The sequence below is a fragment of the Streptomyces sp. NPDC093089 genome, assembly GCF_044754405.1.
Lineage (GTDB): Bacteria > Actinomycetota > Actinomycetes > Streptomycetales > Streptomycetaceae > Streptomyces.
Map to the genome: position 1 here is coordinate 38,440 of NZ_JBIVPA010000019.1, position 24,155 is coordinate 62,594.

General features: G+C 71.8%; 26 protein-coding genes. 12 read left to right on the top strand and 14 right to left on the bottom strand.

The window, feature by feature from the left end; translation table 11 throughout:
* Positions 1-10 precede the first annotated feature (10 nt).
* Positions 11-406 (top strand): superoxide dismutase, Ni, encoded by a 396-nt coding sequence (sodN, locus tag ACIQFX_RS34330; protein ID WP_017236240.1) that lies wholly within the window; start codon positions 11-13, stop codon positions 404-406.
* A 53-nt stretch (positions 407-459) separates the two neighbouring features.
* Positions 460-723, top strand: a complete 264-nt coding sequence (locus ACIQFX_RS34335; RefSeq protein WP_402471610.1) for a TetR-like C-terminal domain-containing protein — start codon at positions 460-462, stop codon at positions 721-723.
* Here ACIQFX_RS34335 and ACIQFX_RS34340 read toward each other — a convergent pair.
* Both ACIQFX_RS34340 and ACIQFX_RS34345 read right to left on the bottom strand, forming a co-directional pair.
* A complete protein-coding gene (locus ACIQFX_RS34340) occupies positions 720-1,286 on the bottom strand; it encodes a GNAT family N-acetyltransferase (RefSeq protein ID WP_402471399.1) in 567 nt (188 codons plus the stop codon). The genes ACIQFX_RS34335 and ACIQFX_RS34340 overlap by 4 nt on opposite strands.
* Positions 1,283-2,251 carry a LysR substrate-binding domain-containing protein gene (locus tag ACIQFX_RS34345; protein ID WP_402471401.1) on the bottom strand — a complete coding sequence of 323 codons (969 nt, stop codon included), beginning with the start codon at positions 2,249-2,251 and terminating at the stop codon, positions 1,283-1,285. Before ACIQFX_RS34345 ends, ACIQFX_RS34340 begins: the two co-directional genes overlap by 4 nt.
* 185 nt (positions 2,252-2,436) lie before the next feature.
* Here ACIQFX_RS34345 and snpA point away from each other — a divergent pair, with 185 nt between their 5' ends.
* Positions 2,437-3,087 (top strand): snapalysin, encoded by a 651-nt coding sequence (gene snpA, locus ACIQFX_RS34350; RefSeq protein WP_402471403.1) that lies wholly within the window; start codon positions 2,437-2,439, stop codon positions 3,085-3,087.
* 86 nt (positions 3,088-3,173) lie between these two features.
* Here the strand turns inward: snpA and ACIQFX_RS34355 are convergent, their stop codons facing one another.
* The 3 genes from ACIQFX_RS34355 to ACIQFX_RS34365 all read right to left on the bottom strand — a co-directional run bounded on the left by ACIQFX_RS34355 (position 3,174) and on the right by ACIQFX_RS34365 (position 4,562).
* Complete coding sequence (locus ACIQFX_RS34355) at positions 3,174-3,608, bottom strand: DUF6304 family protein (RefSeq protein ID WP_402471405.1); 435 nt, start codon at positions 3,606-3,608, stop codon at positions 3,174-3,176.
* Positions 3,609-3,650: 42 nt separating this feature from the next.
* Positions 3,651-3,890 carry a hypothetical protein gene (locus tag ACIQFX_RS34360; RefSeq protein WP_402471408.1) on the bottom strand — a complete coding sequence of 80 codons (240 nt, stop codon included), beginning with the start codon at positions 3,888-3,890 and terminating at the stop codon, positions 3,651-3,653.
* 90 nt (positions 3,891-3,980) lie between these two features.
* The gene (locus tag ACIQFX_RS34365) at positions 3,981-4,562 is read right to left on the bottom strand and encodes a dihydrofolate reductase family protein (protein ID WP_402471410.1); all 582 of its coding nucleotides are present in this window, start codon (positions 4,560-4,562) and stop codon (positions 3,981-3,983) included.
* A 126-nt stretch (positions 4,563-4,688) separates the two neighbouring features.
* On the opposite strand from ACIQFX_RS34365, the gene ACIQFX_RS34370 reads away from it, so the two are divergent.
* On the top strand, positions 4,689-5,264 hold the full coding sequence (locus ACIQFX_RS34370; RefSeq protein ID WP_402471412.1) for a TetR/AcrR family transcriptional regulator: 576 nt from the start codon (positions 4,689-4,691) through the stop codon (positions 5,262-5,264).
* A 60-nt stretch (positions 5,265-5,324) separates the two neighbouring features.
* Here ACIQFX_RS34370 and ACIQFX_RS34375 read toward each other — a convergent pair whose 3' ends face one another.
* The gene (locus tag ACIQFX_RS34375) at positions 5,325-6,368 is read right to left on the bottom strand and encodes a family 2 encapsulin nanocompartment cargo protein polyprenyl transferase (RefSeq protein ID WP_376487627.1); all 1,044 of its coding nucleotides are present in this window, start codon (positions 6,366-6,368) and stop codon (positions 5,325-5,327) included.
* A 91-nt stretch (positions 6,369-6,459) separates the two neighbouring features.
* Positions 6,460-7,875 carry a family 2B encapsulin nanocompartment shell protein gene (locus ACIQFX_RS34380; RefSeq protein ID WP_402471414.1) on the bottom strand — a complete coding sequence of 472 codons (1,416 nt, stop codon included), beginning with the start codon at positions 7,873-7,875 and terminating at the stop codon, positions 6,460-6,462.
* 253 nt (positions 7,876-8,128) lie between these two features.
* Between ACIQFX_RS34380 and ACIQFX_RS34385 the strand changes: the two genes are divergently transcribed.
* On the top strand, positions 8,129-8,719 hold the full coding sequence (locus ACIQFX_RS34385; protein ID WP_402471417.1) for an N-acetylmuramoyl-L-alanine amidase: 591 nt from the start codon (positions 8,129-8,131) through the stop codon (positions 8,717-8,719).
* A gap of 65 nt (positions 8,720-8,784) precedes the next feature.
* Positions 8,785-9,675 (top strand): 1-aminocyclopropane-1-carboxylate deaminase/D-cysteine desulfhydrase, encoded by an 891-nt coding sequence (locus ACIQFX_RS34390; RefSeq protein WP_402471419.1) that lies wholly within the window; start codon positions 8,785-8,787, stop codon positions 9,673-9,675.
* Positions 9,676-9,826: 151 nt separating this feature from the next.
* Here the strand turns inward: ACIQFX_RS34390 and ACIQFX_RS34395 are convergent, their stop codons facing one another.
* A complete protein-coding gene (locus ACIQFX_RS34395; RefSeq protein ID WP_402471421.1) occupies positions 9,827-11,419 on the bottom strand; it encodes a Na+/H+ antiporter in 1,593 nt (530 codons plus the stop codon).
* A 39-nt stretch (positions 11,420-11,458) separates the two neighbouring features.
* Here ACIQFX_RS34395 and ACIQFX_RS34400 point away from each other — a divergent pair, with 39 nt between their 5' ends.
* The 3 genes from ACIQFX_RS34400 (at position 11,459) to ACIQFX_RS34410 (ending at position 13,523) form a co-directional block, all read left to right on the top strand.
* Positions 11,459-11,719 carry a UBP-type zinc finger domain-containing protein gene (locus ACIQFX_RS34400; protein ID WP_402471424.1) on the top strand — a complete coding sequence of 87 codons (261 nt, stop codon included), beginning with the start codon at positions 11,459-11,461 and terminating at the stop codon, positions 11,717-11,719.
* A 374-nt stretch (positions 11,720-12,093) separates the two neighbouring features.
* Positions 12,094-12,507, top strand: coding sequence for an anti-sigma regulatory factor (locus ACIQFX_RS34405; RefSeq protein ID WP_019889334.1), 414 nt, complete (start codon positions 12,094-12,096; stop codon positions 12,505-12,507).
* Positions 12,504-13,523, top strand: coding sequence for an RNA polymerase sigma factor SigF (locus ACIQFX_RS34410; protein ID WP_402471426.1), 1,020 nt, complete (start codon positions 12,504-12,506; stop codon positions 13,521-13,523). Before ACIQFX_RS34405 ends, ACIQFX_RS34410 begins: the two co-directional genes overlap by 4 nt.
* 11 nt (positions 13,524-13,534) lie before the next feature.
* On the opposite strand, the gene ACIQFX_RS34415 is transcribed toward ACIQFX_RS34410, so the two are convergent.
* Positions 13,535-13,954: a hypothetical protein gene (locus ACIQFX_RS34415; protein ID WP_402471429.1), complete on the bottom strand. Its 420-nt coding sequence runs from the start codon at positions 13,952-13,954 to the stop codon at positions 13,535-13,537.
* 300 nt (positions 13,955-14,254) lie between these two features.
* Here ACIQFX_RS34415 and ACIQFX_RS34420 point away from each other — a divergent pair, with 300 nt between their 5' ends.
* Together ACIQFX_RS34420 and ACIQFX_RS34425 are read left to right on the top strand one after the other, a co-directional pair.
* Positions 14,255-15,223: a diacylglycerol/lipid kinase family protein gene (locus ACIQFX_RS34420; RefSeq protein WP_402471431.1), complete on the top strand. Its 969-nt coding sequence runs from the start codon at positions 14,255-14,257 to the stop codon at positions 15,221-15,223.
* Between the two features lie 316 nt (positions 15,224-15,539).
* Positions 15,540-15,797, top strand: a complete 258-nt coding sequence (locus tag ACIQFX_RS34425; protein WP_003953983.1) for a WhiB family transcriptional regulator — start codon at positions 15,540-15,542, stop codon at positions 15,795-15,797.
* 150 nt (positions 15,798-15,947) lie between these two features.
* On the opposite strand, the gene ACIQFX_RS34430 is transcribed toward ACIQFX_RS34425, so the two are convergent.
* Positions 15,948-17,414, bottom strand: coding sequence for a sensor histidine kinase (locus ACIQFX_RS34430; RefSeq protein WP_402471433.1), 1,467 nt, complete (start codon positions 17,412-17,414; stop codon positions 15,948-15,950).
* Positions 17,415-18,085: 671 nt separating this feature from the next.
* Between ACIQFX_RS34430 and nagB the strand changes: the two genes are divergently transcribed.
* Positions 18,086-18,871: a glucosamine-6-phosphate deaminase gene (gene nagB / locus ACIQFX_RS34435; protein WP_402471612.1), complete on the top strand. Its 786-nt coding sequence runs from the start codon at positions 18,086-18,088 to the stop codon at positions 18,869-18,871.
* Positions 18,872-18,958: 87 nt separating this feature from the next.
* Here the strand turns inward: nagB and ACIQFX_RS34440 are convergent, their stop codons facing one another.
* The 4 genes from ACIQFX_RS34440 to ACIQFX_RS34455 form a co-directional block, all read right to left on the bottom strand.
* Positions 18,959-20,488 carry a glycoside hydrolase family 3 protein gene (locus tag ACIQFX_RS34440; protein ID WP_402471435.1) on the bottom strand — a complete coding sequence of 510 codons (1,530 nt, stop codon included), beginning with the start codon at positions 20,486-20,488 and terminating at the stop codon, positions 18,959-18,961.
* Between the two features lie 9 nt (positions 20,489-20,497).
* Positions 20,498-21,376 (bottom strand): carbohydrate ABC transporter permease, encoded by an 879-nt coding sequence (locus tag ACIQFX_RS34445; protein ID WP_402471436.1) that lies wholly within the window; start codon positions 21,374-21,376, stop codon positions 20,498-20,500.
* Positions 21,373-22,365 carry a carbohydrate ABC transporter permease gene (locus tag ACIQFX_RS34450; protein ID WP_402471439.1) on the bottom strand — a complete coding sequence of 331 codons (993 nt, stop codon included), beginning with the start codon at positions 22,363-22,365 and terminating at the stop codon, positions 21,373-21,375. The genes ACIQFX_RS34445 and ACIQFX_RS34450 overlap by 4 nt, the downstream gene beginning before the upstream one ends.
* A gap of 75 nt (positions 22,366-22,440) precedes the next feature.
* Entirely contained in the window at positions 22,441-23,718 is a 1,278-nt protein-coding gene (locus ACIQFX_RS34455; protein WP_402471440.1) for an extracellular solute-binding protein, read from the bottom strand.
* Positions 23,719-24,155: the final 437 nt, after the last annotated feature.

Below are 24,155 nucleotides of genomic sequence, written 5' to 3' on the forward strand. Positions count from 1 at the left end.
GGACGGCTCAATGCTCTCCCGCCTGTTTGCCCCCAAGGTGACGGTCAGCGCCCACTGCGACCTCCCCTGCGGCGTGTACGACCCCGCCCAGGCCCGCATCGAGGCCGAGTCGGTCAAGGCTGTTCAGGAGAAGTACCAGGCGAACGAGGACGCGCACTTCCGCGCCCGCGCCACGGTCATCAAGGAGCAGCGCGCGGAGCTCGCCAAGCACCACGTCTCGGTGCTCTGGAGCGACTACTTCAAGGCCCCGCACTTCGAGAAGTACCCCGAGCTCAACCAGCTGGTCAACGACACCCTGAAGGCCCTCTCGGCCGCCAAGGCGTCCACCGACCCGAAGACCGGCGAGAAGGCCCTCGAACTCATCGCCGAGATCGACCGCATCTTCTGGGAGACGAAGAAGGCCTGACCTTCTTCCTCCCGATACGCCAAGGGGCCCGGCCGTGACGGTCGGGCCCCTTGGTGTTGTCCGGTCGGGCGGGGAGGAGGTCGGTGACGAGGCGGAGGGCTTCGGGGAGACGGGGCGGGTGCGGTCGCGGCCTCGACCGTGGCGAACTGCCCGCCGGCGCCGATCTGGAGCTCGCCGCCGACCAGGTCTTCGGCACGTTCTGGTACCGCCTGCTCGTCGGCCACGCGCCGCTCGACCCCGCCGAGGCCGCCCACCACGCCGACCGCGTCCTCGACGGCCTGACCGGCAGGACACCCCCCGGGCCGGGACAGGCCTAGGCCGGGCCCGTCGGGAGGGTGTAGCGGCGCTTCTGCCGGGAGGTGGCACCCAGGCGGTCGTAGAAGCGGATGGCACCTTCGTTCCAGACGGGGGTCTGCCACTGGACCTGGGTGAGGCCGAGGGCGCGGGCCTCGGCCGTGACGGCGGCGGTGAGGAGGGGGCCGAGGCCGTGGCCGCGGGAGGCCTCGGTGAGGTAGAGGCAGTCCATGTGGAGGTATTCGGCGCCGTCCCAGGTGGAGAGTTCGGGGGCGCAGGTGGCGTAGCCGGCGAGGGCGCCGTCGGGGAGGACGGCGACGAGGCAGCGGAGGCGGGGCGGTGCGGTGCCGAAGAGGAGCCGGGCGAGGCGTTCGGCGAGGCCGGGTGCCGGGGCGGGCGCCTTCTCGTACGCGGCGTGCTCGACGATCAGTTCCACGATCCGGGGCAGTTCCTCGGGGCGCGCGTGCCGCACGACTGCTGAGGCAGAACCGTCCTCGCGTGCCCGCCGTACGGCTGCCGAAGCACGACCGTCCTCGCGTGCCCGTCGTACGGCTGCCGGGGCGGGGCCGTCCTCGCGTGCGTTCATGCGGTCATCATGCACGGCCCCACGGACAGGCCCGCGGCCGTCCCCTGGTCGCGGAGCCACTCGCGGTAGGGGGCCGCGCGGAGGGCGACCTCGCGGTAGGCGGAGGCGAGTTCCGCGTAGAGGAGGTCGAGGGGGGCGCCGGGGCGCGCGTAGAGGAGGAGGCGGACGGCGAGGGGGTCGCCGCGGAGGGGGCGGATGGCCATGTCCTCGCGGGGGACGGAGGTGGGCTGGCAGGGGGCGACGGCCTCGCCGAGGACGATGAGCGAGGCGGCCGTGTGGTAGTCGCCGTGCAGCAGGGGCGGGTCGATGCCGGCGGCGCCGAGGACCCGGCGGAGGCCGTCCCATTCGCCGTCGACGGTCGGGTCGACCATCCAGTGGTCGTGGGCGAGGTCGGCGAGGTCGACGACGGGCCGGTCGGCGGCCGGGTGGTCGCGGGCCATGGAGATGAACTGCGGTTCGCGGGCGACGAGGACCCGGCCGTCGAGGCCGTCGGGGACCCGTAAGGGGCAGCCCTCCACCTCGTGGACGAACGCGACGTCGAGCCGGCCGGCGGCGACCGAACGCAGCAGCGCGCCGGCGGAGACGTCCATCCGGAGTCCGACGTCGGTGCCGGGCAGCCGCTGGCGCAGCCGGCGCAGCCAGCCGGGGAGCGCCCGGCTGGCGGTGGAGCCGACGCGGAGTCCCGGCCCGTCGGTGCGGGCGGCCGCGGCACGGGTCTCGGTGACGAGCGCGGCCATGTCCGCGACCAGGGGGCGGGCCCTGCTGAGCAGGGTGCGGCCGAGGGGGGTGGGGCGGCAGCCGGTGCGGCCGCGGGAGAAGAGTTCGGCGCCCAGGGAGTTCTCGATCCGGCGCAGTTGGGTGGTCAGCGAGGGCTGGCTCATGCCGAGTTGCCGCGCGGCCTTGTGCAGGCTGCCCGCGTCCGCGATGGCGCACAGCGCGCGCAGGTGTCTGACCTCCAGCTCCATGTCCCGAGGGTAGGGCGGCGGACGGGAGTCGCACCAGACATCCGGAACCACTCAATCTCCTTGTATTTCAAGGCAGTTGTGGCTTCACACGGGGGTGATGCATTGGGGTTATCGGGAGTTGGCATCATCCCCGCGCACCTCGGCTGCCCCGAGACTCTCTCCGACCCCAACAGGAGGAGCCCCCCATGCGACACCCCAAGGTCCTCACCTCCCTGCTGACCGCCACTCTCGGCGTCGGCCTCGCCGCCTCCCTCGGTGCGGCCCCGGCGGCCGCCACAGCGCCGGCCGTGACCGCCGGCAACGCCACCGCGGCGTACGCCGGTTCGGCCGAGGAGGCCAAGGCCAACAAGGCCTTCTTCGACGCCGTCGTGAAGTCGGTGGCGAAGAAGCGGGCCGCCGCCCCGGGCGCGGCCGCCGTCACCGTCGTCTACAGCGCCGCCAACGCGCCGAGCTTCCGCACCCAGATCGCCCGCTCGACCCAGATATGGAACAGCTCGGTGGTGAACGTCCGGCTGGTCGAGGGCAGCAACCCGGACTTCCGGTACTACGAGGGCAACGACTCCCGCGGCTCGTACGCCAGCACCGACGGCCACGGCGGCGGTTACATCTTCCTCGACTACCGGCAGAACCAGCAGTACAACTCCACTCGCGTGACGGCCCACGAGACCGGGCACGTGCTGGGCCTGCCGGACCACTACAGCGGCCCGTGCAGCGAGTTGATGTCGGGCGGCGGGCCCGGCACGTCGTGCCAGAACGCGACGCCGAACGCCCAGGAGCGGGCCCGTGTCGACCAGTTGTGGCGCTACGGCCTCGCTTCCGCGTTCAAGGCCTCCTGAACCGGCCGGTCCTGAACGTCGGACGGCGGCGCCCCGCGAGGGGGGCGCCGCCGTTCCGTCCGTTCTTCCGCCGTGCGCCGGCGCCGTCAGGCCGTCTGGAGGAGCCGGCGGCCGAAGTCCGCGCCGGGCGGCAGCTGGCGCCTGACCCGGTCGAGCGCCCCTTCGAAGTCGCCTCCGGCGACGCACGCCTCGAAGGCGGCGCCCCCGTAGTGCAGCGTCAGGCTGAGGTCCGCGCGCTCACCGAGCGTCAGGAGGCAGGCCAGGGTGGCCTGCTGGGTGGCGCCGTCCAGGAGGACGGGGAGTGGAAGGTCCCACTCCAGGACGCACCCGGTGAGGGCGTGCCCGCTCCGGTCGGCCGCGCCCTCGCCGGCGGCGCTCAGCACGGCGAAGCTCTCGCCGGTGTATTCGACCCCCCTGATCCGGGTGGCGACGTGCCGCCCGTCGGCCGTGATGACGATCGCTTCCGCGCCGCTGCGGTCCCGGTACCAACCGGTCCAGACTTCTGTCGACTCCGATGACATGCGCGGACTGTAGCTGTACGACCGGCTCCGGCGCTCGTCCGGTCACCCGGTGGCCGGACTTCTCCCGATCTCGTCGCTCTTGCCGGTCACGTGCGTGCTCGCGGCTTCCGCGCCCTCGTACAGCGCACAGTCGGGATTGCGGCAGGGCTGCACTTCCCACTCCGGCACCCAGGCCCCGAGGACCTTGTGCCGGGTGGCCATGACGGCACGCGTCCGACCGCAGGCCGGGCACTTCGGCTCGGACCGGGGGTCCCGCGTCGTACGAGGCACCTCGTCACCCATGCCTCCAGGGTAGGCCGCCCCGCGCCGGAGCGCTTCCCGCAGCCAGGGCTTCCCGCCGTCAGCGCCTCCCGGTGCCAGCGCCTCCCGCCGTCAGCGCTTCCTGGTGTACGTACGGACGAGCACGCCGTTCTCGAAGGCGCGGACGTCGCCGAGTTCGAAGTCGCGGGGCTCGAAGCCGGCGCCGAACATCGGCATGCCGCTGCCGTAGACCTGCGGGTACGTCTTGATGACCAGCTCGTCGATCTCCTCGATGAGCTCGCCGGCGATGGTGGAGCCGCCGCAGAGGTAGATGTCCAGGGGGCTGTCCTCGGCCTTGAGCTCGCGGACGCGGCCGACGAGGTCGTCGGCGATCAGCTCCACGTCGGGGTGGGGCGCCTCGGCCAGCGAGCGGGTGGCGACGAACTCGCGCAGGTGGCTGTACGGGCTGGTGACGCCGATGTCCAGGGCGAGCTGATACGACGCCCTGCCCTGCACGATGGTGTCGAAGTGCCTGTTCTCACTGTCGATCCCGAGCATCTCGCGTCCCTGCGTCGGGATGGTCTCGGGGTACTCGGCGCCCATCCACTGCATGTACGGGCCCTCGGTGAACTTGTGCATCGACGTGGCGTCCCCCTCGGGGTCACCGATGAAGCCGTCGATGGTGCAGGCGATGTAGTACGTGAGCTTGCGCAAACCGGTCCTCTTCGGGTGGGTGACGTGGCCGCGTCCGCAACCACGACAGTTATAGTGCTTCGCTTGTAGTGGTTGCGCAAGGCCTATTTTCGAAGAGAACGCATTCAGGACACGAGGGAGCCCGACGTGGCGAGAAACCCGGAACGCCGTACGGCACTGCTCGACGCCGCGATCGAGGTGCTGGCGGACGAAGGTGCCCGCGGGCTGACCTTCCGGGCGGTCGACGCCCGGGCGGGGGTCCCCACGGGCACCTCGTCCAACTACTTCCACCACCGGGACCAGCTGCTCTCCCAGGTCGGCGACCGGATCTTCGTCCGGCTGACCCCGGCCCCGGGCGACGCCGAAGCCGCCCTGCGGCCCGCGCCCAGCCGGGAACTGGTGCTCGAACTGATGCGCTGGATCGCCCGGCGCCTCGCGGCCGAGCGCACCTGCTACCTCGGGCTCTTCGAGCTCAGGCTCGAAGCCGTCCGCCGCCCGGAGCTGCGGACCCAGCTCACCAAGGTGCTCCGCTCCGATCTCGACGAGAACATCCGCGGGCACCTCGCCGCCGGGATGCCCGGGGACGCGGACACGGTCCGGCTGCTCTACTTCGCGCTCACCGGGCTGCTGCTCGACCACTTCACGGTCCCCGAGCTCCACGGCGACCGGGACCTGGACGACCTGATCGAGACCGTGGTCACCCGGATCGTCCCCGAGGCGTGACCGGCGGCGGTACGACCGGCCCCGGCGCGGTCGCCCGAGGCGCGACCGGCCGCGGCGCGGTCAGCGCGTGCGCCGCGTGACGAACTCCGCGAGGGCGAGCAGGTCCCCGGCGGCCGCCAGGTCCGGCACCGCCTGGGCCAGGTACTCGACCGCGCGGCCCATCCGCTCGGCCGCCTGGGCCTGCGCCCAGTCGCGCCCGCCGGCCCGCTCCACCGCGTCCGCCGCGGCCCGTACCGCCGCCGCGTCCAGGGTCGGACGGGAGTAGAGCTCGGCCAGCTCGTCCCCGGCCGGGGTGCCCGAGGTGAGCGCCGCGACCACGGGAAGCGACTTCTTGTGGGCGGCGAGGTCGGCGCCGGCCGGCTTGCCCGTGCGGTCCGGGTCGCCCCAGATGCCGATGAGGTCGTCGATCAGCTGGAAGGCGAGTCCGGCCTCCCGGCCGAAGGCGTCCATCGCCGCGACCTCCTCCTCGCCCGCGCCCGCGTAGAGCGCGCCGAGGGCGCAGGAGCAGCCGAGCAGGGCGCCGGTCTTGGCGGTGGCCATGGCCAGGCACTCGTCGAGGGAGACCTCGCGAGGGCCGCGCTGTTCGAAGGCGCAGTCCGCCTGCTGGCCGGCGCAGAGTTCGATGATGCAGGCGGCGAGCCGCGCGGACGCGGCCGCGGAGGCGGGGTGCGGGTCCTCGGCGAGCAGCCGCAGGGCCAGCGCGCTCATCGCGTCCCCGGCCATGAGGGCGTCCGGGATCCCGAAGACGGTCCACGCGGTGGGCCGGTGCCTGCGGGTGGGGTCCTCGTCGACGATGTCGTCGTGGAGCAGGGTGAAGTTGTGCGCGAGCTCCACCGCGGCCGCGGCCTTCACGGCCTGGGCCGTCTCGGCGCCGAGGGCGCGCGCCGCGGCGAGGACGAGCGCGGGTCTGATCGCCTTGCCCGCCTGCCCGGCGTCCGGGGTGCCGTCGGCCCGCTCCCAGCCGAAGTGGTACATCGCCACCCGCCGTATGGACCCCGGCAGGGACTCGACGGTCGAGCGCAGTTGGGGGTGGACAGCAGTACGCGTCTGATCCAGGAGCCGCACGGCCCCCTGACCGTCGGTGACGGCATCCGCGCTGGTCATGGTCACGGTCTCTTCCTTCGCATCCTTTGCGGCGGTGGGCCCGGAACGCCGGGGGCGGGAGGGTTCGGTCCCCGCCCCGGGCGTCGCCGGCTCAGCGCCAGCGGCTGACCTCGACGTTCTCCAGGACGCCGAGCGCGTCCGGGACGAGCACCGCGGCCGAGTAGTAGGCCGTGACCAGGTACGAGATGATCGCCTGTTCGTCGATGCCCATGAAGCGGACGGACAGGCTGGGCTCGATCTCGTCGGGGAGGCCGGTCTGGTGCAGACCGATCACGCCCTGGTCGGCCTCGCCCGTACGCATGCAGATGATCGAGGTGGTGCGGGCGTCGGACACCGGGATCTTGTTGCACGGGTAGATCGGGACGCCGCGCCAGGTCGGGATGCGGTTGCCGTTGACGTCGATGGTCTCCGGCACCAGGCCGCGCTTGTTGAGCTCGCGGCCGAAGGCGGCGATGGCGCGCGGGTGGGCGAGGAAGAGCTTGGAGCCCCGGCGGCGGGAGAGCAGCTCGTCCATGTCGTCGGGGCTGGGGGCGCCGTCGTGCGGCTGGATCCGCTGCCCGTAGTCGCAGTTGGAGAGGAGGCCGAACTCCTTGTGGTTGATGAGCTCGTACTCCTGGCGCTCGCGGAGCGCCTCGACCGTGAGCCGCAACTGCTGCTCGGTCTGGTTCATCGGCTGGTTGTACAGGTCGGCGACGCGGCTGTGGACCTTCAGCACCGTCTGGGCGACGCTCAGTTCGTACTCGCGGGGCGAGGCGTCGTAGTCGACGTACGTGTGCGGGACGACGGCCTCGCCGACGTGGCCGGCGGAGAGGTCGATGGCCGCCTCGCCGTAGGTGTTGGTGCGCTGGTCGGGCAGGGCGGCGACGGTCGCGAGGTGCGCGGCGAGGGAGACGGCGCGGTCGGCGAGGTTGCGCACGTCGTCCCGGGTGAGTTCGAGGACCGTGCAGGCCGTGGCGGCGCGGGCGGTCCACCCCCAGGTGGCGTCCGCGTCGAGCAGCGAGGCCTCGCCGAGGTAGGCGCCGTCGGCGAGGACGCCGAGGACGGCCTCGTCGCCGTACGGCCCCTCGCCGATCTGCTCGATGCGGCCGTGCGCGAGGAGGTGCACGCGGTCGGCGGGGGCGCCGGCGGTGGCGATGACCTCGCCCGCCGCGTACTCCCGCTGGGTGCAGCGGGCCGCCAGTTCGGTGAGGGCTGCCTCGTCCTCGTAGCCGCGCAGGGCCGGGAGTTCGCCGAGCTCGGCGGGGATGACCGCGACGCGCTCCCCGGTCTGGACGAAGGTGACGCGGCCGTCACCCACGGAGTAGCTGAGCCTCCGGTTCACCCGGTACGTGCCGCCCTGCACCTGGACCCACGGCAGCGCGCGCAGGAGCCACCGGGAGGTGATCTCCTGCATCTGCGGGGCCGACTTGGTGGTCGTGGCGAGGTTCCGCGCGGCGGCGGTGCCGAGACTCTGCTGCGGCGCCTGCTGCTCCGCGCGGACGTCGTCGCCAACCGAACCAACGGACATGGAACTCCCTCTCGTATGACTGAGTTGCGAGACGAAGCCTTCCAGGACGGAGCGTGTCGGCGCCATTACACATTCGAGTGGGACTGTTCGACGATCTTCGGGGCATGTCACGTGATTTCCATCCGAACAGCGGAGCCCCACGGGCCTCCTGACCCCCTGTCCGGATCGGCTCGCACACGGTCCGAACGGGTGGCCGCGGAGTGGCGGAGTCCGGTATTCCGGAAGTTCATCCGTCCCCGGAAGGGAGTCCGCCATGGCCTCACCCATGACCGCGAGCAGGTTCCTCGGCGCGCTGCGCCACGAGGGCCTGACGGTCGTCCAGGTCGGCGACTGGTCCACCCACAACCGCAACCACAAGGGCCCCTGGGGCCCGGTGCACGGCGTGATGATCCACCACACCGTGACCCGGGGCACCGCCGCGACCGTACGGCTCTGCCGGGACGGCCACCAGGCCCTGCCGGGACCGCTCTGCCACGGCGTCATCGCCAAGGACGGCACGGTCCACCTCGTCGGCTACGGGCGCGCCAACCACGCGGGGCTCGGCGACGACGAGGTGCTCCGAGCGGTCATCGCGGAGCGGCGCCTGCCCCCGGACGACGAGGCCACCACGGACGGCAACCGCCACTTCTACGGCTTCGAGTGCGAGAACCTCGGGGACGGCGTGGACCCGTGGCCGAAGGTCCAGCTGGAGGCCATCGCGAAGGCTGCGGCGGCCGTGTGCCGGGCGCACGGCTGGACGCACCGCTCGGTGATCGGGCACCTGGAGTGGCAGCCGGGGAAGGTCGACCCGCGCGGCTTTACGATGGCCTCGATGCGGCAGCGGATCGCCGAGCTGCTGCGCTGACCCCGCGGGGGGCGGCGAGAATGACCGACCTGCTGCGCTGACCCCGCGGGAGCGAGAATGGCCGGGTGAACGCGTTCGATCCCTCCCGCCTGCGGCCCCGGCTCCCCTCGCCCCTGGAGCCGGTGGAGGACGAGCGCTTCGCCCGGCACGGGGTGACGCTGCTGCTCAAGCGCGACGACCTGATCCACCCCGACCTGCCGGGCAACAAGTGGCGCAAGCTCGCGCTCAACCTGCGCGCCGCGGACGGCCGGCCCGTGCTGACCTTCGGCGGCGCGTACTCCAACCACCTGCGGGCGACGGCCGCCGCCGGCCGGCTGCTCGGCTTCCCCACGGTCGGCGTCGTGCGCGGCGACGAGCTGGCCGGGCGCCCGCTCAACCCCTCCCTCGCGCGGTGCGCGGCGGACGGGATGCGGCTGGAGTTCGTGGACCGGTCCACGTACCGCGCGAAGAACGACCCGGCGACCCTCGCGGCGCTCCTGGAGCGTGCCCCCGCGGGCACGTACGTGGTCCCGGAGGGCGGCAGCAACGCGCTCGCCGTCCAGGGGTGCGAGGAGCTCGGGCGGGAGCTCTCCGGGGTGGTGGACGCGGTCGCGGTCGCCTGCGGCACGGGCGGCACCCTGGCGGGGCTCGCGGCCGGGCTGGCCCCGGGGCAGCGGGCGCTGGGCGTCCCGGTCCTGAAGGGCGGCTTCCTGGGCGGCGAGGTCGACGCCCTCCAGCGGGCGGCGTTCGGCGGCCCCCGCGGCGACTGGTCGCTCGACGAGCGCTTCCACTGCGGGGGCTACGCGCGCACGCCCCCCGCCCTGGAGGCGTTCGCACAGGACTTCGAGGCGCGGCACGGACTCGCCGTCGAGCGGCTGTATGTGGCCAAAATGCTGTACGGCCTCGTGACGCTCGCGGAGGAGGGCGCGTTCCCCGCGGGCACCCGGCTCGCCGCGGTGGTGACGGGCGCGCCCTGAGGACGGACGGGGGCCCGGCCGGACGGCGTCGGGGCGGGTCGCACAGGACAGGGGCGGGCGGCGCCGAAAACGGACAGCGTCGGAGGCGGGCAGCGTCGGAGGCGGTCGGCGTCGGGGACGGTCGGCGTCGGGGACGGTCGGGCGGGCCCGGCTAGTCCGTCTCCCGGTAGGCGGCCGCCTCCTCCAGGTCGAGGCGGCGGAGCAGCGTCCGCATCATCTCGTCGTCGATGCGGCGTGCGTCGCGCAGCTGTACGAAGACCTCGCGCTCGGCGTCGATCATCTCGCGCGAGAGCCGCCGGTAGGTGTCGTCGGCGTTCTCGCCGGTGACCTCGTTGACGGCGCCGAGCCGCTCCCACACGGCGTTGCGGCGCCGTTCGAGGACGGTGCGCAGCCGGTCGGCGAGGGGCTTCGGCAGGGCGTTGCGCTCGTCCCGGAGCAGCTCGTCGAGGCGCTCCTCGGCGGCCCGGGACGCCTCGCTCTGGGCCTGCGCCTCGGCCAGCGTCTCGGTGTACGCGTCCCGGCCGGGGAGCTTCAGGAGCCGGATGAGGGGCGGCAGCGTGAGGCCCTGCACCACCAGGGTGCCGATGACGGTGGTGAAGGTGAGGAAGAGGACGAGGTTGCGGGCGGGGAACTCCACACCGTCGGTGACGACGGGGATGGAGAACGCGATGGCGAGGGAGACCACGCCGCGCATGCCGGCCCAGCCGACGACGAGGGGCGCCTTCCAGTCCACCTCCGGCTCCCGCTCCCGGACCCGGCTCGACAGCCACCGGGGCAGGAAGGTCGCCGGGTAGACCCAGACGAAGCGGACGACGACCACGGCCACGAACACCCCGGCCGCGTACCAGGCCGCCTCGCCGATGCCGTACTGCCCGAGACCCTGGACGACGTACGGCAGCTGGAGGCCGATCAGGGCGAAGACGGCGGACTCCAGCACGAAGGCGACCATCTTCCAGACGGCCTCCTCCTGGAGCCGGGTCGCGAAGTCGACCTGGTACGCCCGGTGGCCGAGGAAGAGGCCGACCACGACGACCGCGAGGACCCCGGAGGCACCGACCTCCTCGGCCGCCGCGTAGGCGACGAAGGGGATGAGGAGGGACAGGGTGTTCTGGAGGAGGGCCTCGCCGAGCCGGCAGCGGAGCCAGTGGATCGGCACCATGAGGACGAGGCCGACGCTGATGCCGCCGATCGCCGCCAGGGCGAACTCCCCGAGGCCGCCCGCCCAGCTGACGCCCTCGCCGACGGCCGCCGCGAGGGCGACCTTGTACGCGGTGATCGCGGTGGCGTCGTTCACCAGGGACTCGCCCTGGAGGATCGTGGTGATCCGGTGCGGCAGGCCGAGCCGCCGGGCGATGGCGGTGGCGGCCACCGCGTCCGGCGGGGCGATCACCGCGCCGAGCACCAGCGCCGCGGTGAGCGGCAGGTCGGGCACGAGGACGTACGCGAGCCAGCCCACGGCCACGGTGGCGAAGAGGACGTAGCCGACCGAGAGCAGGGCGACCGGCCGGATGTTGGCCCGCAGGTCGAGGTACGAGGAGTCCAGCGCGGCCGTGTAGAGCAGCGGGGGCAGGATCAGCGGCAGCACGATGTGCGGGTCGAGCGTGTAGTCCGGCATCCCCGGGACGTAGGAGGCGACGAGGCCGACCGCGACCAGGAGCAGCGGGGCGGGCACGGGTGTCCTGCGGGCGAACCCCGCGATGGCTGTGCTCGCCGCCACCAGTGCGACCAGCTGCAGTGCGTCCATGCCCGACCCCGTCCCGTGCCTCGTCGTAACCTGGCCATCATGAGCGAGTGCCCCCACGTTGCCGAAATGCCGCGCCCCGAGCCGGTGCCACAGGCCGAGACCTGCCCCGAGTGCCTGGCGGACGGCACGCACCCGGTCCAGCTGCGGCTCTGCCTGAGCTGCGGACACGTCGGCTGCTGCGACTCCTCGGCGGGGCGGCACGCGACGGGGCACTTCTCCTCGACCGGCCACCCGGTGATGCGGACCTTCGAGCCGGGCGAGGCCTGGCGCTGGTGCTTCGTGGACGGGTCGATCGTCTGACGGCCCGTCCGGGTCGCGAGGCGCCGGGGCACGGCCCTCCGCGGCACCCGGCCCGTCCGGGGACACGGTTCGGTACGGAGGCTGTTCGGTCCGGGGACATGGTTCGGTACGGAGGCGGTTCGACCGCCCCGCGGGTGGGTACGTCCTCCCTCCGCCGGTCGCTCGCTTTCGGCCCCCGCAGACCTCTGCCCACCGTCCGCGCCCATGGCCCTACCATGGGTGACGGGCGTGATCGGGGACGGGGGGCTCACGGCGACACGGCGGGACGGATCGCGATAGCGTCACGGCGGACTGCGCAGCCCCCTGCGCACCGCCCGGTTCGGGGGCTTCTCCCCCCGGACCCCGAATGAGCTTGTGCCACCTTGGAGGTGAGGGTGTCCCAGATCGCAGGCGAGCCCGGGACCCAGGACTTCGTGGAAGTCCGGCTGCCCGCTGCGGGTGCCTATCTGTCCGTGCTGCGTACGGCCACGGCCGGCCTCGCGGCGCGCTTGGACTTCACCCTCGACGAGATCGAGGACTTGCGGATCGCGGTCGACGAGGCCTGCGCCATTCTGCTCCAGCAGGCCGTGCCTGGGTCCGTCCTCAGCTGTGTCTTCCGGCTGGTCGACGACTCCCTGGACGTGACGGTGTCCGCCCCCACCACGGACGGCCGGGCGCCCGAGCGCGACACCTTCGCCTGGACGGTGCTGTCGGCACTGGCCGGAAAGGTGGAGTCGTCGGTGGCCGATGACCGTACGGTCTCGATCAGCCTCTACAAACAGCGCGGCGCGGGGCCAGGCCCGGCGTGAGGAGCGGGGACGCGACGGCCGGCATCCCTGAGCAGCAGGCGCGGCCGCATGAGGTCGCTATGGAGCGGGCGGACCAGATGAGCGAGCACGAGCAGCACCACGAGGTTCCCGGGACCCCGGGCGTCCCGGAGGTCCCCGGGACGCCCGGGGCGCCCAGCAGCGAGCAGGCCGGCGGTGCGGCCGAGGTCGCGGAGAAGGCCGAGCAGGCCGCCGATGCGGACGAGGCCGACGACCTCCCGGACGCCCCGGCCGTCCCCGACCCGCACGACCGGAGCGGCGCCCGCGCCCTCTTCTTCGAGCTCCGCGAGCTGCCGGAGGGCTCCCCCGAGAAGGCGGAGCTCCGCAACCGCCTGGTGCGGATGCACCTGCCGCTGGTGGAGCACCTGGCCCGGCGCTTCCGCAACCGCGGCGAGCCGCTGGACGACCTGACCCAGGTGGCGACCATCGGCCTGATCAAGTCGGTCGACCGGTTCGACCCGGACCGCGGGGTCGAGTTCTCGACGTACGCGACGCCCACGGTCGTCGGCGAGATCAAGCGCCATTTCCGCGACAAGGGCTGGGCGGTCCGGGTGCCGCGTCGGCTCCAGGAGCTGCGGCTCTCGCTGACCACGGCGACGGCGGAGCTGTCCCAGCAGCACGGCCGCTCACCGACCGTGCACGAGCTGGCCGAGCGGCTCGGGATCTCGGAGGAGGAGGTCCTGGAGGGTCTGGAGTCGGCGAACGCCTACTCGACGCTCTCCCTGGACGTCCCCGACACGGACGACGAGTCGCCGGCGGTGGCGGACACCCTGGGCGCCGAGGACGAGGCCCTCGAAGGGGTCGAGTACCGCGAGTCGCTCAAGCCGCTCCTCGAGGACCTGCCGCCCCGGGAGAAGCGGATCCTGCTGCTGCGCTTCTTCGGGAACATGACCCAGTCGCAGATCGCGCAGGAGGTCGGCATCTCGCAGATGCACGTGTCCCGCCTGCTGGCCCGGACCCTGGCGCAGCTGCGGGAGAAGCTCCTCGTCGAGGAGTAGGGCCGAAGGATCTAGGCCGAGTCCTGGCCGGGGCGCCGGATGCCGAGCGCCTCGGTCGTGGCCGGGTTCACCAGGAGGACGAGCCCGGTGACCGCCAGGACGGCGAGGACGACGCCGGCCGGGGTCATCGCGCTGTCCGCCTGGAGCATCTGCCAGGCGACCGGCAGCGCCAGGATCTGGGTGATGACGGCCGGGCCGCGGCTCCAGGAGCGGCGCAGCCAGAGGCCGCGGGCCGCGGCGAGCGGGATCAGGCCGAGCGCGGCGAGCGTCACCGCGCCGGTCAGCGCCCCGGTGAGGTCACCGGACTTCTCCGTCAGGGCGTGCACCAGCATGTACACGCCCCCGGCGAGGAGCCCGAGGGCCTCGATGCCGGCCACGGCCGCCGCGGCGGCGAGACGGGTGGGGCGGGGGGTCTGCTCCGTGCTGCTCATGGAAGGCAGGGTAGCCGGGGCGGGTACGACGCCGGACGGGCCGGGTGCACGCACCTCCGGACGCGCCTCCGGACGATCCCCGGCCGGCCCGGACGCGGCGGGCGAGGCACGGGCTGGGCCGGGCCGGGCTGGGCCAGGACGCGGGGCCGAGGCACGCCTGGCCGGATCCGAGCACAGTGGGCGAGGCAGGCAGGCCGTGCCCTGACCCGGTGGGCGAGGCGCCCCCGGTCGGGCCCGGATGTCGTGGGTGGGGCACGGCTGGGCTGGGCCCGGTACCGCCGGGTAGGTACGCTGGCGGTCATGCGCGCACTTCTCGTGGTCAACCCGGCAGCCACCACCACCAGTGCCCGCACCCGTGACGTGCTGATCCACGCGCTGGCGAGCGAGATGAAGCTGGAGGCGGTCACCACCGAGTACCGCGGGCACGCGCGGGACCTGGCCAGGCAGGCCGCCGACGCGGGGAACGTCGACCTGGTCGTGTCCCTCGGCGGCGACGGCACGGTGAACGAGCTGGTGAACGGGTTGCTGCACGGCGGGCCCGACCCCGACCGGCTGCCGGGTCTCGCGGTCGTCCCGGGCGGCTCGACGAACGTGTTCGCCCGCGCGCTCGGACTGCCGAACGACGCCGTGGAGGCGACCGGCGCCCTGCTCGACGCGCTGCGCGAGCGCCGGGCACGCACGGTGAGCCTCGGCCTGGCCTCGGGAACGCCGGGCACCGAGGACGAGTCGGTGCCGTCCCGCTGGTTCACCTTCTGCGCCGGGCTCGGGTTCGACGCGGGAGTCGTCGGCCGGGTCGAACAGCAGCGGGAGCGCGGGAAGCGGTCCACGCACGCGCTCTATCTGCGCCAGGTGGCCCGCCAGTTCCTGGAGGATCCGCACCGCCGGCACGGGACGATCACCCTGGAGCGGCCCGGCGCGGAGCCGGTCGAGGACCTGGTCCTCTCCATAATCTGCAACACCTCCCCCTGGACCTACCTGGGCAATCGTCCGGTGTACGCGTCCCCGGAGGCTTCCTTCGAGACCGCGCTCGACGTGCTCGGGCTGAGCCGTCTGTCCACTCCGGCGGTGGCCCGGTACGCCACTCAGCTGCTCACCTCGACCCCGGAACGGGGCCCGCGGGGCAAGCATGCCGTGACTCTGCACGACCTGACCGACTTCACCTTGCATTCGAAGGTCCCCCTCCCCCTGCAGATGGACGGAGACCACCTGGGACTGCGTACGAGCGTGACGTTCACAGGCGTACGCCGTGCACTGCGTGTGATTGTGTGAGTGGAAGGGGCCAAAGTCCTTTCACTCGAACGTTTAGGCGTGCATCCACCCCTTAGAAGTACGGCTGTGACCTAGCCGACACCGAGGAATCAAAAAAAACTTTCCGGAAGGGGTTGTATCCGTTGCCGGGGTTTGGGAGTCTCTTCTTGGCGATCGGGACGGCCCGCAAGACCGGCCTCCACTGAGAGCCAGAACCCCTCCTCACCACAGGACCACACCAGTTCACCTGGCAGTCGGCCCTTCCCTTGCGGGGGGATTCGTGAAAGCGTTCACATTCACAAGCAACTGGCACGTAACACTGAGAGAGGTAGCAGCCATGGACTGGCGTCACAACGCCGTTTGTCGTGAGGAAGACCCCGAGCTGTTCTTCCCCATCGGCAACACCGGTCCTGCGCTGCTGCAGATCGAGGAAGCCAAGGCCGTCTGCCGCCGCTGCCCCGTCATGGAGCAGTGCCTGCAGTGGGCGCTCGAGTCCGGCCAGGACTCCGGCGTCTGGGGTGGCCTCAGCGAGGACGAGCGCCGCGCGATGAAGCGCCGTGCCGCTCGCAACCGGGCGCGTAACGCCAGCGCCTGACGCCCACCGACAGCCTGAGGCAGGCGGCGCATACATCGCGTATGCAATCACCGCCCTTGAGCCGCAGCGCGCAGCAGTAACCCACAGCATTCGAGCCCCGGACCGATTCCCTTCGGTCCGGGGCTCGCTGCTGTTCGCGGGCGCGTACGGCTACTTCTGCGGCTGCACGGGAATGTCGAGGACCACCTTCGTGCCGCGCTCGACACCCGGGAGCATGTCGAAGGAACCGCCCAACTCCCCTTCCACCAGGGTCCGTACGATCTGGAGGCCGAGGTTGCCGGCCCGCTGCGGGTCGAAGCCCTCGGGCAGGCCGCAGCCGTCGTCCTGGATCGTGATGAGGAGCCGGGCATCGGCCCTGGGCTCGCCGCGCACGGCGGCCACCTCGACGGTGCCCTGCTCGCCCTGCGCGAAGGCGTGCTCCAGCGCGTTCTGCAGGATCTCGGTGAGGACCATCGAGAGCGGGGTCGCGACCTCGGCGTCGAGGATGCCGAAGCGACCGGTGCGCCGGCAGGTGACCTTGCCCGGGGAGATCTCGGCGACCATCGCGATCACCCGGTCGGCGATCTCGTCGAACTCCACCCGCTCGTCCAGGTTCTGGGACAGCGTCTCATGGACGATGGCGATCGAACCGACGCGCCGCACGGCCTCGTTGAGCGCCTCGCGGCCGCTTTCCGAGTCCATCCGGCGGGACTGGAGCCGCAGCAGGGCGGCCACCGTCTGGAGGTTGTTCTTCACCCGGTGGTGGATCTCCCGGATGGTGGCGTCCTTGGTGATCAACTCGCGCTCGCGGCGGCGCAGTTCCGTGACGTCGCGGAGCAGGACGAGCGAACCGATGCGGGTGCCCTTGGGCTTGAGGGGGATGGCCCGGAGCTGGATCACCCCGCCGTTGCCCTCGACCTCGAACTCGCGCGGCGCGTAGCCGGAGGCCAGGGTGACCAGGGCCTCGTCCACCGGACCCCGGGAAGGGGCGAGTTCGGCGGTGATCTGGCCGAGGTGCTGGCCGACGAGGTCGGCGGCGAGGCCGAGCCGGTGGTACGCGGAGAGGGCGTTGGGCGAGGCGTACTGGACGATGCCCTCCGCGTCGAGGCGGACGAGGCCGTCGCCGGCCCGGGGCGAGGAGTCCATGTCGACCTGCTCGCCCGGGAAGGGGAAGGTCCCGGCCGCGATCATCTGGGCGAGGTCGGAGGCCGACTGGAGGTAGGTGAGCTCCAGGCGGGAGGGGGTGCGGACGGTCAGCAGGTTGGTGTTGCGGGCGATGACGCCGAGGACCCTGCCCTCGCGGCGGACGGGGATGGACTCGACCCGCACCGGGACCTCCTCCCGCCACTCGGGGTCGCCCTCGCGGACGATCCGGCCCTCGTCGAGCGCGGCGTCGAGCAGCGGGCGGCGGCCGCGCGGGACCAGGTGGCCGACCATGTCGTCCTGGTAGGAGGTGGGGCCGGTGTTCGGCCGCATCTGCGCGACGGAGACGTACCGCGTGCCGTCGAGGGTCGGAACCCAGAGGACGAGGTCGGCGAAGGAGAGGTCGGAGAGCAGCTGCCACTCCGACACCAGCAGGTGGAGCCACTCGAGGTCGGAGTCGCTCAGGGCGGTGTGCTGGCGCACGAGGTCGTTCATGGAGGGCACGATGCGAGCGTACCCGCGGAATTCAGGGACGATGAACCTGGATCTCCGGGGCTTCGTATTGGAGGATGGCCCCGGAAGCACCGCGTTCCCATGGATGGACAGACAAGAATGGTCTAGTCCACAATGAACGCAACAGAGCCTCCATCCTCCCCGCACAGGAGGATGGAACGAGGTACCCGACGCTCTCTGCCCTGACTGCGTCGAGACCTCCCACAACGGCCGAGGGACCGCACACCCCCGGCCGGGCAACTCCGGGCTGCGGTGCCGGACGGGCTGAGGGTCCCGTCAGGCGCCGCGGCCCGCGGGTGTTTCTGGGGCCGTTTCCGCCCCCGCTCCCCCGCGGCGCGCGTCAGCCCCGCGCCGGCCGAGCCCGCGCCGCCTCCGCCTCCGCCGCGAGCCCTCCCCCTCCACCCCCGCCGCGAGCCCTCCCCTCCGCCGCCCCGCCGCGGGCCTGCCGCCAGAGGTGCCCCCGAGGTGTCGCCAGTGGGGCGGGAGGGGTCCGAGTGGCTGGGGAGTCGGGTGCGGTCGACGATGGAGTCGGCGGGCGTCCGCGGGGCGGAACGGCATGAGGAGAAGGGCTCTCCTCTGCTAGATTTGGACTTAGATTGGTCTATACCACACGGCTCCTCACCAGCGCCCCTCACCAGATCGGCAGGCACAGCGTGGAAGTTGTCATCGTCAAGGACGCCAAGGCGGGCGGCGAGCTCATCGCGGACGGCATCGCCGACCTCCTGCGCCGCAAGCCCGACGCGCTGCTCGGCGTGGCCACGGGTTCGACTCCGATCCCGATCTACGACGCCCTTGTCGCCCGGGTCGCGGCCGGCTCCGTGGACCCCTCGCGGGCCCGGATCGCCCAGCTGGACGAGTACGTCGGCCTGCCCGCCGGGCACCCGGAGTCGTACCGCTCCACCGTGCTCCGCCAGGTCGTCGAGCCGCTCGGCCTGTCCCAGGACGCCTTCATGGGCCCCGACGGCTCCGCCGAGGACGTCCAGGCGGCCTGCGAGGCCTACGACAAGGCGCTGGCCGAGGCCGGCGGCGTGGACCTGCAGATCCTCGGGATCGGCACCGACGGACACATCGGCTTCAACGAGCCGTGCTCCTCGCTCGCCTCCCGCACCCGGATCAAGACGCTCACCGAGCAGACCCGGGTGGACAACGCGCGCTTCTTCGACGACGACATCGAGCAGGTGCCGCACCACGTCATCACCCAGGGCATCGGCACCATCCTGGAGGCCCGCCACCTGGTGCTGCTCGCCACCGGCGAGGGCAAGGCCGAGGCCGTCGCGCAGACCGTCGAGGGACCGGTGTCGGCCCTCGTGCCCGCCTCCGCCCTCCAGCTGCACCCGCACGCCACGGTCGTCGTCGACGAGGCCGCCGCGTCCAAGCTGAAGCTCGCGGAGTACTTCCGCCAGACCTTCGCCGCCAAGCCCGACTGGCAGGGCATCTGAGCCACCCGGCTCCCCGGTCGCGCGCAAGGGGCCCGGCACCTGGTCAGGTGCCGGGCCCCCGTCACGTCAGGGCGTCGGAGCCGGCGGTCAGGCGCCGGTCCCCACGACGGCCTCTGCGGCCGCGCGGCCGCAGACCCGGGCCGCACCGTGCGTGGCGATGTGCAGCGCCCCGCGGGGCTCCGCCTCGTTGAGGCCCATCTCGACCACGACGGTGTCGGGCCGGGCCGCGAGGAGGCCGTCCAGGGCCGCGGTCATCCACGGGTACCGGTGGACGTCCCGGACGACCGCCACGATCCGCCGCTCCCCCGCGGCGGCGAGGACCTCGTCCACGGCGCGGGACTCGTCGTACGAGCCGGTCTCCGTGCCGGGCAGCAGCCGCTCCAGCTCCGCCGCGATGCCCCAGGGCGTCTCGTCACCGACCGCGAAGTTCGCGACGGGCGTGAAGGAGGCCACGAAGGGAGCGCTGGTCATCGGCGTGTGAGGCCGCTCCCCCCGGGTCACCTTGAGGGCCCGGCGGGCCGCGACGAGTCCGATGTCGGTGCCGGGCGCGGTCCCCTCCTGCACTGCCGCGCCCGACACCGTCTCAGCCCCGCCCCTCGCCCGGTGCGCCTGGGTCCAGGCCGCCAGGGCGCGCACGCGCGCCGCGGCGTCGGCCAGCCGCTCCTCGGGCAGTTCACCGGTCCGTACCGCACCGACCAGCGCGTCGCGCAGCCGCAGCACGGTGTCCTCGTCGCACAGCCCGCCGCCGACGCAGATGGCGTCGGCGCCCGCGGCGATCGCGAGGACGGATCCACGCTCGATGCCGTACGTCGCGGCGACGGCCTGCATCTCCACGCCGTCGGTGACGATCAGCCCCTCGAAGCCCAGCTCCTGGCGCAGCAGACCGGTGAGGATCTGCGGGCTCAGGGTGGCCGGACGGCGAGGGTCGAGCGCGGACAGCAGGATATGCGCGCTCATGACCGCTTTGGTACCCGCGGCGATGGCGGCGCGGAAAGGTACCAGCTCACGGACGTGCAGTGTGGCGAGGTCCACATCGATCCGGGGCAGGGCGTCGTGGGAATCCACGTTCGTGTCGCCGTGTCCGGGGAAGTGCTTCGTGCAGGCCGCGACCCCGACGCCCTGGAGGCCGTCGACGTACGCCACGGTGTGCCGGGCGACCAGGTCGGGGTCCGACCCGAAGGACCGGACGCCGATGACCGGGTTCTCGACGTTGGAGTTGACGTCCGCCGAGGGCGCCCAGTTGAGGTCGACGCCGCAGCGGGCGAGCCTGCGGCCCAGCTCGCGGGCGACGGCCCGGGTGAGCTCGACGTCGTCGACGCTGCCCAGGGCGTAGTTGCCGGGGAAGGACGAGCCTTCCTTGACCTCCAGGCGGGTGACGTCCCCGCCCTCCTCGTCGATGGCGACGAGGACGTCGTCCCGCTCGGCCCTCAGCTGCGCCGTGAGCGCCGCGAGCTGCCCGGGGCTGACGATGTTCCGGCCGAAGAGGCCGACCGACGAGAGGCCCTCGCCGATGCGGCGGAGCAGCCAGTCGGGTGCGGTGGTGCCGACGAAGCCGGGCTGGAGGACCGTGAGCGCGTCACGCGTCAGGGTGTCCGAGCCGTGTACGAGAGTGGTCATGGGGCTCGGTTATCCCTTCACCGCGCCGGCGGTCAGACCGGCGGCCATCTTGCGCTGGACGAGCAGGAAGAGGATCACGATGGGGACGGCCATCATGGTGGAGCCGGCCATCATCGGGGCGTACTCGGTGCCGTTCTTGGTGATGAAGTTGCTGAGCCAGACGGTGGCCGTCTGGTTCTGCTGGCTCATCAGCATCAGGGCGTAGAGGTACTCGTTCCACGCCTGGATGAAGCCGTAGACGGAGGTGGCCACCATGCCCGGCGCGAGCAGCGGGAAGACGACCCGGACGAAGGCGCCGGTGCGGGTGCAGCCGTCGACCATGGCCGCCTCCTCCAGCTCCTTCGGGATGTTGACGATGAAGCCGCGCAGCGTCCACACCGTGAAGGGGAGGATGAAGGTCAGGTAGGTGATGATCAGGCCGCTGAGCCGGTCGTACTGGCCGAGGTCGTTGAGCAGCAGGAAGACCGGGATGATCATGGCGACCAGCGGGACCATCTGGACCGCGAGGATGCCGACGATCACGATCTTGCGGCCGCGGAAGGCGAAGCGGGAGATCGCGAGGGCGGCGAGCAGGCCGACCGCGATGCCGATGACGACCACGACGAGCGAGACGGCGAGGCTGCGGAGGACCGGGCCCCAGAAGTCGGCGATCTCCAGGGCACGCTTGAAGTTCTCCAGCGTGAAGGTCGACGGGAAGAAGTGCGGATCCGGGTCGATCGCGTCCTTGGCCGGCTTGAAGGCCGTGTTGATCATCCAGTAGACCGGGAAACCGGCCGTGAGGACGACGAGCAGGCCGAGGAGGTTCCAGCCGAGCTTGGACTTGCGGCGGTGGGTGACGGCCGGCGCCGGCGACTTGGCCGGGGCTGCCGTGGCGTTGGCGGCGCTCACTCCACGTCTCCGATCTTGAGCATCTGGCGCATGTAGACGGCGACGACGCCGAGCAGCAGCAGGACCGTGACGAGCGCGATCGCGGAGCCGGTGCCGTAGTCGTTGACGACGAACGCCCGGTCGAAGGAGTACGTGGTGAGCAGCTGGAACTCGGGTTCCGGGTGGCCGTTGCGCATCACGTAGACCTGCGGGAAGACACCCATGTCCCAGATCACCGACAGCGTGGTCAGCATGACGATGATGGGCTTGAGGATGGGCAGGGTGACGAAGCGGAAGACGCCCCAGGCGCCGGCTCCGTCGAGACGGGCGGCCTCTTCGAGCTCCTTGGGGACCTGCGTGAGGCCGGCGCTCAGGGTGATCACCACGAAGGGGACGGCGCCCCAGACGACGAGCAGCATGATCACGGCGAGGCCCTGCGGGCCGCTGGCGAACCAGTTGTGGCCGATCATGTCGACGCCGGGTATGCGGCTGAGCAGCCAGTTCAGCACGCCGTAGTCGGCGTCGAAGAGCCACTTGAAGATGGCGGTGGCGACGATGATGGGCATGCCCCAGCTCGCCACGAGCACGATGTTGATCAGCGCCTTGACCCAGCCGGAGACGCGCTGCAGCAGCAGGGCGATCATCATGCCGAGGACCATGGTGACGATCACGGCACCGGCCGCGAAGATCACGGTGCGCAGGACGACGGCCCAGAACTCGCCGTCACCGAGGATCTTGGTGAAGTTGTCGAAGCCGGCCGACTCCGCTTCCTGGAAGCCCCACAGCTGGGGCTGGCCGAACTTCTGGAACGAGAGGGCGACCAGGCGGACCAGCGGGTAGCCCAGCACCAGGAGCAGGACGAGGAGACATGGCGCGAGGAGCAGCCATGGGACGCCCGCCCCGCTGTTCGACTTCTTGCCGGGCTTCCCCGGGCCACCGGCTGTGGAGCCGGAGGGTGGCGATTGCCGCACCGGCGGCACCTTCGCGGTGGTTGTGTCTGCGGCACTCATCCCGTGCTCCTCAGCGATCCCTCTCGTGGTACGGGCGGCAGGGCCCCGTCGTGGTGACGGGGCCCTGCCCGTAGGTCACTTGGTGTTGATGACCTTGTCGATCGCGGTGTCGGCGGCCTTGGCGGCCTCCTCGACGGACTTGCCCTTGGCGATGTCGATGAGCATCGTCTTGAGGATCTGGGCCTTCTCGACCTGGCCCCAGCCCGGAGCGGTCGGGACGAAGTAGCTCGACTCGGCGGCGGTGGCCGGGACGGCGGTGGCCGGGTCGCTCTTCAGCGGGGCGAGGTCGGCCTTGTTGTTCGGCAGGTTGCCCTTGGCGATGAGGCCCTTCTGGCCCTCGGCGCCGGTGAAGGCGGCGATCCACTCGCCGGCGACGCCCTGCGCCTTGGACTTGACCGGGATGGCCAGGTCGGAGCCGCCGAGGAAGACCGGGAGGGGCTTGCCGGACGGGCCGGGCATCACGAAGTTCTCGAGCTTGTCCTTCAGCCCGCCGACCTTGTCGGACTTCGGGTCGGCGGCGGTGGCGCCTTCCCAGCCGGCGGCGAAGATCGTGGCGGACTTGCCCTGGCCGAAGACGACGGGACGGTCGGACTCGTCCTTCGTCTTGTCGCCGTGCATGTACTTGTCGAGGATGTTCTTGTACTCGGTGAGGCCCTTGACGGACTCGGGCGAGGAGAGGTTCGCCTTCCAGGTCTCGCCGTCCTGCTTGGCGATGGAGCCGCCCGCGTCGAAGACGAAGGACATCGCGGCGTACCAGTCGGGCGACGGCTGGTACCAGGCGCTGAACTTGTCGCCCTTCTTCGCCTGGATGGCGTCGAGGGCGGCGGTCAGCTCGGCCCAGGTCTTCGGGGCGGCCTTGACGCCCGCCTCGGCGGCGACGTCCTTGCGCCAGGTGCCGACGCGGCCACCGGCGTAGTAGGGGACGCCGTAGGTCTTGCCGTTGTAGGTGACCGAGTCCTTGAGGGCGTCGAGCCACTTGTCGGAGTTCTCGAACTTCGACGCGTCGACCTCGGCGAAGGCACCCTTGGCCATGTAGCTGATCATCTCGGTGTTGCCCATTTCGACAACATCCGGGGCCTTGTCCGTGGCGAGCACCGCGTCGAGCTTGGTGTTCTTGTCCGGCCAGCCGTAGTACTCGTGCTTGATCTTGATGCCCGGGTGCTTCTTGGTCACCGCGTCGTCGGCGGCCTTGACCAGCTCGGGCCAGTTGTTCTGGGCGTCCACCGTCAGCCAGACGGTGAGCTCCTTGGCGTCGCCGCCGGCGTTGTCTCCGGACTTGTCGGAGCCCCCACACGCCGCGATAGAAACCATCATGCCCGCGACGCCGATCGCCGCGATGAGCTTGCGCTTCACGCCACCCTCCTCAGGGATGCCTGCAACCCCTGCCCACCGCGCGAAGACATACGTCGGGTAGTGCTCGTGGGGCTGGGACCTGGTCTTTAATGGTTTAGACCAGTACCCGGAGCTTGGCCTAGACCTTTTGGGGTGTCAAGAGTGTGTAAGACGGGTAGTGGCGTCCGTTATCGGACCGACACCTCACCCCCGGCGCGACGCGCGGAAGAGCCGGGACGGCGCGCGGAGGGCGGGTGGAGGACCCTGGAAAGAGGCTCGCACCTCTCGGCCTGAATGGCCTAGACCAACGAGGGACTCCTCGGTGTATAAGAGGCAGGGAACGACTCCTCCTCGCCGAACCGGCACATATCGGCAGGAGAAACAGTGAGGGCACACGAACCGTGCCACCATGTGAGCCGCGACAGACGGAGGAGCCGGTGACGGCAGCAGCACAGGAG